Origin of the sequence: Undibacterium sp. MH2W, from assembly GCF_049340215.1 — a bacterium.
In the GTDB taxonomy this organism is placed as follows: Bacteria; Pseudomonadota; Gammaproteobacteria; order Burkholderiales; family Burkholderiaceae_D; genus Undibacterium.
In genome coordinates, this window is record NZ_JBMPPA010000041.1 from 1 (window position 1) to 255 (window position 255).

The window sequence follows — 255 nt, forward strand, 5'->3', positions numbered from 1 at the left end:
GTTTCTCTGCATTTCTGGCGACCGCCCTCCTGGCATTGAGCGCTACTGTTGTTGCTCCAGTGTTTGCTGATGAGCCTGCTTCCGCAGCGACCACAGCAGCACCAGCAGCTTCTGCACCAGCACCAGCGGCTGACGCATCTGCACCAGCAGCAGCGCCAGGCGACGCAACAGCAGCACCAGCAAAAGAAGTGATCGAAAACCCATACGGTCTCGACGCACTGTGGAAAACTGGTGACTTCGTTGCTAAAGGCACAT

1 pseudogene is annotated in these 255 nt (G+C 57.3%); it reads left to right on the plus strand.

Annotation, left to right across the window (positions count from 1 at the left end):
* A pseudogene (locus ACO0K2_RS19765) lies at nt 1–255 on the plus strand (MotA/TolQ/ExbB proton channel family protein); the annotation flags it as partial.